The following is a 10,053-nucleotide window of genomic DNA, read 5'->3' on the forward strand; positions in this document are numbered from 1 at the left end:
GAAGTGATGGGAATGCGTATTGAAATGAAAAATATTTCAAAGGCGTTCAATGGCAATCCTGTTTTGAAGAATGCACAATTTATGATTGAAACAGGAGAAGTCCATGCATTGATGGGGGAAAATGGAGCGGGTAAATCAACGCTCATGAAGATTTTAACAGGTGTATACAAAAGAGATGGTGGAACGATCACGATTGATGGACAAGAACGAACTTTTAAAAATGCGAAAGAAGCTGAAGAGTACGGTATTGCATTTATACATCAAGAATTGAACATATTACCGAATTTAACAGTAGCTGAAAATATGTTTCTCGGTAAAGAGTTAATGTATGGGAAGACAGGTATTTTACGTACGCGTCAAATGAACGCGATTGCGCAGCAGCAACTAGCAGAGTTAGGATTACATGTAAAAGGCGCTATGTTGGCAGGAGAGTTATCGGTTGGACAACAGCAAATTATCGAAATTGCGAAAGCACTAATGACAAATGCAAGCGTTATTATTATGGATGAGCCTACAGCTGCATTAACAGATCGTGAAATTGAAACGTTGTTTACTGTCATTAATAAATTACGTAAAGAAGGCGTTTCGTTCGTTTATATCTCACATCGAATGGAAGAAATTTTTTCAATATGTGATACCATTACGATTTTACGTGATGGGGAATACGTCGGAAAGAGATCCATTCCGGAAACATCGTTTGATGAAGTAGTGAGTATGATGGTGGGACGCAGCATTGGTGAACGTTACCCAGAACGAAATAGTCAAATTGGCGATGTGATTTTTGAGATGCGTAATGGAACGAAAAAAGGGAAGTTTGAAAATGTATCGTTTCAGGTGAGAAAAGGTGAAATCCTTGGTGTTGCTGGTTTGATGGGAGCTGGCCGTACAGATATTATGAAAGCGATATTTGGATACGAACCTTTAGATTCTGGCCAAATTTTTATAAATGGACAAGAAGTAAAGATTGATAGTCCGATAGATGCGATTAGACAAAGAATAGCTTTCATTACAGAGGATAGAAAATCTGAAGGGTTAGTGCTAGATTTCTCAATTCGAGAAAATTTAGCTTTACCGAATTTAGAAAGTCTTTCAAAGGGAAGCGTCTTAAGTAACGAACTAGAACAACAGTTTACAGCGGACATGATGAAACTTCTTAATGTGAAAGCATCTAGTGGAGAGCAAGCTGTGAAATCTCTTTCTGGTGGAAATCAGCAAAAGGTTGTTATTGCAAAATGGTTAGGTATCCACCCGCAGTTACTCATTTTAGATGAGCCAACAAGGGGTGTTGATGTTGGAGCGAAAAAAGAAATTTACTCTATTATGAATAAGCTTACCGAAGCAGGAGATGCCGTTATTATGGTATCATCTGAGCTTCCAGAAGTTTTAGGGATGAGTGATCGCGTTCTTGTTATTCATGAAGGAAAAGTCGGCGGCATTTTAGAGAAAGATGAGGCATCGCAAGAGTCTATTATGGCACTAGCTACAGGGGGAGAGTAAGGATGGCTAAGAAGGGGAATGTATTACAACAACTTGGGTCTTTAATTGGACTAGCGCTAATTATTGTAGTAATTACGGCTTTAAATCCAGCGTTTATTGAAATTCCAAATTTATTTAATATACTGCGTCAAGTATCGATTAATGCGCTTATTGCATTCGGAATGACCTTTGTAATTTTAACAGGGGGTATTGACTTATCGGTAGGTTCTATTTTAGCATTATCAAGTGCACTTGTTGCTGGAATGATGGCAAGTGGCATGGACCCGTTCCTTGCGATGGCAGTTGGATTATTAGCTGGTCTTGTAATGGGAATTGTAAACGGTATCATCATAGCGAAGGGAAAAGTAGCTCCATTTATTGCGACTTTAGCAACAATGACTATTTTTCGCGGGTTGACGCTTGTTTATATGGACGGACGTCCGATCACTGGTCTTGGTGATCATTTAATGTTCCAAATGTTTGGCCGCGGTTATTTTCTCGGTATTCCAGTACCAGCTGTTACAATGATGATCGCTTTCGCAGTACTGTACTTCATTTTGAAGAAAACGACATTTGGTCGCCGTACATTTGCAATTGGTGGAAATGAAGCAGCAGCAGCATTATCAGGTATTAATGTTACGAGAATTAAAGTAATGATTTACGGTCTTTCCGGCATTTTGGCAGCGCTTGCAGGTATTGTCTTAACATCACGACTAGATTCTGCACAGCCGACTGCAGGTACTTCTTACGAATTAGATGCAATTGCAGCAGTTGTATTAGGTGGAACAAGTCTTTCTGGGGGAAGAGGATGGATTGTTGGTACATTCATCGGTGTACTTATTATCGGTGTACTAAATAACGGTTTAAATTTATTAGGTGTATCTTCTTTCTTCCAACAAGTTGTAAAAGGACTTGTAATCTTACTAGCTGTACTAATTGATCGTCGAAAAGAAGCGTAATGGAGGGACAGTTTATGAAGAAATGGTTACTTATACTTGTTGCATGTATGATGGTCATTACTGCTGGTTGTTCAATGGAACCACCAGAATGGGCAAAGGATTCTAGCGATAAAGGTCGAAATAAAACTATTAAAGTTGGATTCTCTGTTTCAACTTTAAACAATCCATTTTTTGTAACTTTGAAAAAAGGGGCAGAAAAGAAAGCGAAAGAAAGCGGCATTGAATTGATTGCTGTTGATGCACAAAATGATGCAGCAAAGCAAACAAATGATGTTGAAGATTTAATTCAAAAAGGTGTCGATGTAGTTGTTATTAATCCAACCGATTCAGATGCTGTTGCTTCAGCAGTAAGTGCGGCAAATGCAGCGAATGTCCCTGTTATTACAGTAGACCGCGTTGCGAATTCAGGTAAAGTTGTTTCTCACATTGCCTCTAATAATATTGAAGGTGGTCAAATGGCTAGTGATTACATTCGTGAATTAGTCGGCGAAGGAGCAAACGTTGCTGAATTAGAAGGAATCCCTGGTTCTTCTGCAGCTCGTGAACGCGGGAAAGGATTCCATAACGTAGCCGATAAGTCTTTAAAAGTAGTTTCTAAACAAGCAGCTGATTTTGATAGAGCGAAAGGATTATCTGTTATGGAAAATATTTTGCAAGCAAATGGTGATATTAAAGCGGTATTTGCGCATAACGACGAGATGGCATTAGGTGCACTTGAAGCATTGAAGTCTGCTGGAAAAACAGATGTAGTCGTTGTTGGATTTGATGCAACTGAAGATGCTGTGAAAGCGGTTAACGATGGGCGTATGGCTGCAACAGTTGCTCAAAAACCGGAATTAATCGGGGAGAAGGCGATGCAAACAGCAAAAGAGATCACGCAAGGTAAAAAAGTGGACAAATCTATTCCGATTGAATTAGAGCTTATTAAGAAAAATAAATAAATATAAATTGAAAATTAGGAAGGAAGAATAACAAATGAAATTCTTTATTGATACAGCAAATATTAACGAAATTAAAGAGGCAAATGCATTAGGCGTATTAGCTGGAGTAACGACAAATCCATCACTTGTAGCAAAAGAAGGTGTAGATTTCCACGAGCGCATTCGTGAAATTTGCAACGTTGTAGAAGGACCTGTAAGTGCAGAAGTAATTAGCTTAGAAGCAGATAAAATGATCGAAGAAGGAAAAGAGTTAGCGAAAATTGCTCCAAACGTTGTTGTAAAGGTTCCGATGACAACAGAAGGTTTAAAAGCAGTAAAAGCGTTCTCTGACTTAGGAATTCGTACAAACGTTACATTAGTGTTCTCAGCAGTTCAAGCATTACTTGCAGCTCGTGCTGGTGCAACATACGTTTCACCATTCTTAGGTCGCTTAGATGATATCGGTCATAACGGTATGGACTTAATTCGCCAAATCGCAGAAATCTTTGCAATTCATGGCATCGAAACAGAAATTATCGCAGCATCTGTACGTCACAGTGTTCACGTAACTGACGCAGCATTAAATGGTGCACATATTGCAACAATCCCAGCAAACGTAATTGCTTCATTAGTGAAGCATCCACTAACAGATCAAGGAATTGAGAAATTCTTAGCTGATTGGGAAAAAACACAAGAGAAATAATAGAAAATCAAGAATCCTAGTTTAAGTGACTAGGATTCTTTTTTGTATTTAAAAGAATTTTCATGCAATTTTGCATATTGTCTTTTAAATTTGTTATATAAACTATTTAATATATACAAATCACTCTTTATTTTGCATATTTTGATATAGACAGATAGAGAGTCTGACCAGAAAACTGGAGGGCATGATTCTATAACAGAAAGCTTAATGTTTATAGAATTATGCCTTTTTATATAGGGAGGGCAGAAAGTAGAGCTTTTGATTTAAATGCACTTATTTATCTGAATTTTAAGTTTTATAAAAGGAGAGAAATAGAATGAGAAGAAAAGCGCCACTTAAAGTGTTATCGTCATTAGCAATTGCGGCAATTATCGGATGTACATCTGTAATGAGTGCTCCATTAGCGTACGCAGAAACGCCAGCAAAAGAGAAAGAAAATGTGTCTACAACACCAATTGATTACAATTTAATTCAAGAAGATCGTCTAGCGGAAGCGCTGAAAGAAAGAGGAACAATTAATCCAGCATCTTCTAAAGAAGAGACGAAAAAGGCTGTAGAGAAATATATTGAAAAGAAACAAGGAGATCAGGCAAATAAAGAAATTCTTCCAGCTGATACTGCTAAAGAGGCATCTGATTTCGTGAAAAAAGTAAAAGAGAAAAAAATGGAAGAAAAGGAGAAAGTAAAGAAACCTGAAAAAAATGTTAGCCCTGAGCAAAAGCCTGAACCAAATAAAAAACAATTGAATGGACAAGTTCCAACATCTAAAGCAAAGCAAGCGCCATATAAGGGGTCTGTTCGAACGGATAAAGTATTAGTGTTACTCGTTGAATTTAGTGATTATAAACATAATAATATTGATCAAACACCAGGTTATATGTATTCGAATGACTTTAGTAGAGAGCATTATCAAAAGATGTTATTTGGTAATGAGCCGTACACATTATTTGATGGTTCGAAAGTAAAAACATTTAAACAATACTATGAAGAGCAGTCTGGCGGTAGTTATACGACAGACGGATATGTAACTGAATGGTTAACCGTTCCAGGAAAAGCATCTGATTATGGAGCGGATGGTAGTAGTGGTCACGATAATAAAGGTCCAAAAGGCGCACGTGATTTAGTGAAAGAAGCTTTACATGCAGCTGCTGAGAAAGGTTTAGATTTATCTCAATTTGATCAGTTTGATAGATATGATACAAATAGTGATGGAAATCAAAATGAACCTGACGGTGTAATTGATCATTTAATGGTAATCCATGCTGGTGTTGGTCAAGAAGCTGGTGGAGGTAAATTAGGTGATGATGCCATTTGGTCACATCGTTCAAAATTAGCAATAGATCCAGTAGCAATTGAAGGGACAAAATCAAAGGTAGATTACTTTAGTGGCAAAGTAGCAGCACATGATTACACAATTGAACCAGAAGATGGAGCAGTAGGTGTATTTGCGCATGAATTTGGACATGATCTTGGCTTACCAGATGAATATGATACGAAATATACTGGAACTGGTTCACCTGTCGAAGCTTGGTCATTAATGAGTGGAGGTAGTTGGACAGGGAAAATTGCAGGAACAGAGCCAACTAGTTTTTCACCACAAAATAAAGATTTCTTACAAAAGAATATGGGAGGCAACTGGGCAAAAATTTTAGAAGTAGATTACGATAAAATTAAGCGTGGTGTAGGAGTTCCTACATATATTGATCAAAGTGTTACGAAATCAAATCGTCCAGGTGTTGTACGTGTTAACTTACCAGGCAAAAGTGTTGAAACGATTAAACCGGAGTTTGGAAAGCATGCATATTATAGTACAAGAGGCGATGATATGCATACAACATTAGAAACACCGCTCTTTGATTTAACAAAAGAAACAAATGCAAAGTTTGATTATAAAGCAAATTATGAGTTAGAAGCAGAGTGCGATTTTGTTGAAGTTCATGCAGTAACAGAAGATGGAACGAAAACATTAATTGATAGACTTGGAGAAAAAGTAGTCCAAGGAGATAAAGATACAACAGATGGAAAATGGATTGATAAATCATATGATTTAAGTCAATTTAAAGGAAAAAAAGTGAAACTACAATTCGATTATATTACAGATCCAGCTGTAACATATAAAGGTTTCGCGATGGATCATGTAAATGTAACTGTTGATGGACAAGTAGTATTTTCTGATGATGTAGAAGGACAGTCTAAAATGAATTTAAATGGTTTTGTTGTTTCTGATGGGACAGAGAAAAAAGCTCATTATTACTACTTAGAGTGGAGAAACTATGCAGGATCAGATAATGGATTAAAAGCAGGAAAAGGTCCAGTGTATAATACAGGTCTTGTCGTTTGGTATGCAGATGATAGCTTTAAAGATAACTGGGTTGGGGTGCATCCAGGTGAAGGATTCCTTGGGGTTGTAGACTCTCATCCAGAAGCATTTGTTGGCAATTTAAACGGAAAACCAGCTTATGGTAACACAGGTATGCAAATTGCAGACGCTGCATTTTCATTTGATCAAACACCAGCATGGAGTGTAAATTCATTAACACGTGGACAGTTTAACTATTCTGGATTACAAGGCGTTACAACTTTTGATGATTCAAAAGTATATAGTAACAACCAAATTGCAGACGCAGGAAGAAAAGTTCCAAACCTCGGACTTAAATTCCAAGTTGTTGGACAGGCAGATGATAAATCAGCAGGCGCTGTTTGGATTAAACGTTAATAATAGAAAAGAACATTCTTCATATGAAGAGTGTTCTTTTTAAATTTGTACAGTAAGTTATTATTTTAGCTTATGTAATATAAGTGTCTGTTCATATGTAGTGTATCAAATTATGTAGGGAAAGGAAATATTTCCGAGGAAATTGTCGAAGTATCGTCGGTATTTGTAAACTTTCTTTTTTAAAGAAAGAAGGTAGTATTGCTTTTATACATAAGTTTGTTTACAGTATTACTTGGTTATATGCAAAAGTAATATATATTAGGCGAAAAAAAGACAATGATGGCATTAACCCATCATTGTCTTTTTTACTTTGCTTCTTACATAAATCATACCGGCAAATGTTAATAAGAATGCAGTTCCAATAACGAAGCTGACGCTAGGGGATGCCCCGATTGCTCCAACTGTAAAGGATCCAGCAACAACTCCTAATGAGAAGAAAGCATAAAACAATCCGAATGCTTTTCCGCGTTTATCATCTGTCGTATTTTCAACAAGTAATGCATTTATCGATGGGAAAAGGATAGCGAATCCAATGCCATAAATCATCATAACGATAAAGAGCATGCCTTTTGTTGCGAATAATCCAAGTAAAGATAATGCTAATGCCATTACTGCAATACCAATTAACATTAGTTTTGAACGATTAAATCGATCGTAAATACGATTTGTCGGTAGTAAGAAGAAGAGGATAGCGGTAATGCCGAATACACTTAACATCATGCCTGTTGTAGATGCTTTAAGTGCCAATGCCTCAACTTTCACTGGTAACATATAAGTGACAATTCCTTGTGAAAACATGAGTGTGAAAGCACCAATATACGCCTGTAATAACGGTTCTGATTTCAATAGTTCAAACATATCTTCTTTGTTCATCATTTGTGTTCTTGAAGTATCTTTTCTTGATACGTTATTTGGTAAGAAGAATAGAGATACGATTGTACCAAGAACCATTAAAATAGAAATGGTAATGAACACCCACTCTATACCAGCAGTTGCTTTCATAATACCGCTAAAAGCAGGTCCTACAATTGCCGCTGTTCCAACAGCAGCACCAGATAGGGCCATTGCCTTACCTTGTCTTGCTGCATTTGTTTGTTTTGATAAAAATGTAAAGGCAGCAGGAATTAAAAATCCGTCACTAAAGCCATGCATAAAGCGCACAACTAATAGTTGTTCACCACTTTGAACAACAGTGTATAACAAGACTATGAAACTCGTAAGTCCCATGCTTATATAAAGTATTTTTTTTGCACCAAATTTATCAACAGCAGCGCCAGCAATAATATTACCGATCATATTAGCGAATGAGTACATGCCGACAACTAGCCCAATAATAAGAGGGGATCCTCCAAGACTTTGAGCGAACGTACTCATAATAGGTAATTGTGAAAATGTATCTAGAAACGCTACGATAACAATAAAGTAAATAAAATATTTCAAGCGATATTCACCTCTCCTATGCTATTATGGCATAATGCGAATTTCAACCGCAATGAAATTGAATTAACAGATGTGGAAAAAAGTACAAAGTGACAAAATATTGAACGTTATTTGTTAAAATTTAGTGGGAATGAGATTGTTTTTTTGAAATATATGGATAGAAGTATTATAATAGATTTGTAAACTTCACCAGGTTAAGTATATACATAGAGAGGGATGTATAAAATGAAAGCATTACTTTGGCATAATCAACGTGATGTAAGAGTAGAAGAAGTACCAGAACCAACTGTAAAACCAGGAGCAGTTAAGATTAAAGTTAAATGGTGTGGTATCTGCGGAACAGACTTGCATGAATATTTAGCAGGACCTATTTTTATTCCGACAGAAGAGCATCCATTAACACATGTAAAAGCACCGGTTATTTTAGGTCATGAGTTTAGCGGTGAGGTAGTTGAAATCGGTGAAGGCGTTACATCTCATAAAGTGGGAGACCGCGTCGTTGTAGAACCAATTTATTCTTGTGGTAAATGTGAAGCTTGTAAACATGGACATTACAATGTTTGTGAACAACTTGTTTTCCACGGTCTTGGCGGAGAAGGCGGCGGTTTCTCTGAATATACAGTAGTACCAGAAGATATGGTTCACCATATTCCAGATGAAATGACGTATGAACAAGGTGCTCTTGTAGAACCAGCAGCAGTAGCGGTTCATGCAGTACGTCAAAGTAAATTAAAAGAAGGGGAAGCTGTAGCAGTATTTGGTTGTGGTCCAATTGGACTTCTTGTTATCCAAGCAGCTAAAGCAGCAGGAGCAACTCCTGTTATTGCAGTTGAACTTTCTAAAGAACGTCAAGAGTTAGCAAAATTAGCAGGTGCGGATTACGTATTGAATCCAGCGACTCAAGATGTATTAGCTGAAATTCGCAACTTAACAAATGGTTTAGGTGTAAATGTAAGCTTTGAAGTAACTGGTGTTGAAGTAGTACTTCGTCAAGCAATTGAAAGCACAAGCTTTGAAGGACAAACTGTAATTGTTAGTGTATGGGAAAAAGACGCAACAATTACTCCAAATAATCTTGTACTAAAAGAAAAAGAAGTGGTTGGTATTTTAGGATACCGTCATATCTTCCCAGCTGTTATTAAATTAATTAGTTCTGGCCAAATTCAGGCAGAGAAATTAATTACGAAAAAAATCACAGTGGATCAAGTTGTTGAAGAAGGATTTGAAGCACTTGTAAAAGATAAAACACAAGTGAAAATTCTTGTTTCACCTAAATAATATAGAATAGTAAAAAGTAGCCCTTTTCTAGAAATAGAAAAGGGCTACTTTTTTTCTATACAGAAAGGTGATAGACTTTCCTGTAACTACAGGTATTTTGTTTGGAAGGGGAAGTCTAATGCTTTCATTTATGTTGACATTGAAACGGATGCTAAAAGCTTGTTTACGAGCGTGGAAAGATAAAGAATTTCAAGTATTATGCGTATTAACATTTTTAACATTAACATCCGGTACGATTTTTTATAGTACAGTTGAAGGATTACGTCCTCTTGACGCTTTATATTTTAGTGTGGTCACGTTGACGACTGTCGGTGATGCGAATTTTAGTCCGCAAACTGATTTTGGAAAGATATTTACAATCTTATACATATTTATTGGGATTGGATTAGTGTTTGGATTTATTCATAAGTTGGCAGTTAATGTACAACTACCGAGTATATTATCGAATAGAAAAAAAGAGTAAAGCTGGTCATCTCCCTGTCAAGTAGACAGTCATAAAAAGAGTATTATGCCACGGCCTTTTCCCGATATTCTATCGGGGAAAGGCCGTGAAGTTTTTCT

8 protein-coding genes are annotated in these 10,053 nt (G+C 36.8%); 7 read left to right on the top strand and 1 reads right to left on the bottom strand.

All coding sequences use genetic code 11. The features are described from left to right. The first annotated feature begins 12 nt into the window (after positions 1–12). From rbsA to inhA2, 5 genes are all read left to right on the top strand, one after another. Complete coding sequence (rbsA, locus tag ACVWY7_RS19600) at positions 13–1,497, top strand: ribose ABC transporter ATP-binding protein RbsA (protein WP_212114877.1); 1,485 nt, start codon at positions 13–15, stop codon at positions 1,495–1,497. A 2-nt stretch (positions 1,498–1,499) separates the two neighbouring features. Further along, on the top strand, positions 1,500–2,435 hold the full coding sequence (locus tag ACVWY7_RS19605) for an ABC transporter permease subunit (RefSeq protein WP_001074628.1): 936 nt from the start codon (positions 1,500–1,502) through the stop codon (positions 2,433–2,435). Positions 2,436–2,449: 14 nt separating this feature from the next. Continuing rightward, the gene (gene rbsB / locus ACVWY7_RS19610) at positions 2,450–3,376 is read left to right on the top strand and encodes a ribose ABC transporter substrate-binding protein RbsB (RefSeq protein WP_000759004.1); all 927 of its coding nucleotides are present in this window, start codon (positions 2,450–2,452) and stop codon (positions 3,374–3,376) included. A gap of 34 nt (positions 3,377–3,410) precedes the next feature. Continuing rightward, the gene (gene fsa, locus ACVWY7_RS19615) at positions 3,411–4,058 is read left to right on the top strand and encodes a fructose-6-phosphate aldolase (protein ID WP_000667661.1); all 648 of its coding nucleotides are present in this window, start codon (positions 3,411–3,413) and stop codon (positions 4,056–4,058) included. A gap of 316 nt (positions 4,059–4,374) precedes the next feature. Beyond that, complete coding sequence (gene inhA2 / locus ACVWY7_RS19620) at positions 4,375–6,774, top strand: M6 family metalloprotease immune inhibitor InhA2 (RefSeq protein ID WP_456523934.1); 2,400 nt, start codon at positions 4,375–4,377, stop codon at positions 6,772–6,774. A 285-nt stretch (positions 6,775–7,059) separates the two neighbouring features. Here inhA2 and ACVWY7_RS19625 read toward each other — a convergent pair whose 3' ends face one another. Beyond that, the gene (locus ACVWY7_RS19625) at positions 7,060–8,214 is read right to left on the bottom strand and encodes an MFS transporter (protein WP_073525627.1); all 1,155 of its coding nucleotides are present in this window, start codon (positions 8,212–8,214) and stop codon (positions 7,060–7,062) included. Positions 8,215–8,439: 225 nt separating this feature from the next. On the opposite strand from ACVWY7_RS19625, the gene bdhA reads away from it, so the two are divergent. Beyond that, the gene (bdhA, locus tag ACVWY7_RS19630; RefSeq protein ID WP_000645822.1) at positions 8,440–9,492 is read left to right on the top strand and encodes a (R,R)-butanediol dehydrogenase; all 1,053 of its coding nucleotides are present in this window, start codon (positions 8,440–8,442) and stop codon (positions 9,490–9,492) included. A 118-nt stretch (positions 9,493–9,610) separates the two neighbouring features. Next, the gene (locus tag ACVWY7_RS19635) at positions 9,611–9,955 is read left to right on the top strand and encodes a potassium channel family protein (protein ID WP_000948230.1); all 345 of its coding nucleotides are present in this window, start codon (positions 9,611–9,613) and stop codon (positions 9,953–9,955) included. Positions 9,956–10,053 lie beyond the last annotated feature (98 nt).

It is taken from the genome of Bacillus sp. TE9106W, assembly GCF_054062215.1.

Bases quoted from the DNA above. Each gene is read 5' to 3' on its own strand.
- fsa (WP_000667661.1), top strand. From the start codon at position 3,411: ATGAAATTCTTTATTGATACAGCAAATATTAACGAAATTAAAGAGGCA.
- inhA2 (WP_456523934.1), top strand. From the start codon at position 4,375: ATGAGAAGAAAAGCGCCACTTAAAGTGTTATCGTCATTAGCAATTGCG.
- ACVWY7_RS19635 (WP_000948230.1), top strand. From the start codon at position 9,611: ATGCTTTCATTTATGTTGACATTGAAACGGATGCTAAAAGCTTGTTTA.
- rbsA (WP_212114877.1), top strand. From the start codon at position 13: ATGCGTATTGAAATGAAAAATATTTCAAAGGCGTTCAATGGCAATCCT.
- ACVWY7_RS19605 (WP_001074628.1), top strand. From the start codon at position 1,500: ATGGCTAAGAAGGGGAATGTATTACAACAACTTGGGTCTTTAATTGGA.
- bdhA (WP_000645822.1), top strand. From the start codon at position 8,440: ATGAAAGCATTACTTTGGCATAATCAACGTGATGTAAGAGTAGAAGAA.
- rbsB (WP_000759004.1), top strand. From the start codon at position 2,450: ATGAAGAAATGGTTACTTATACTTGTTGCATGTATGATGGTCATTACT.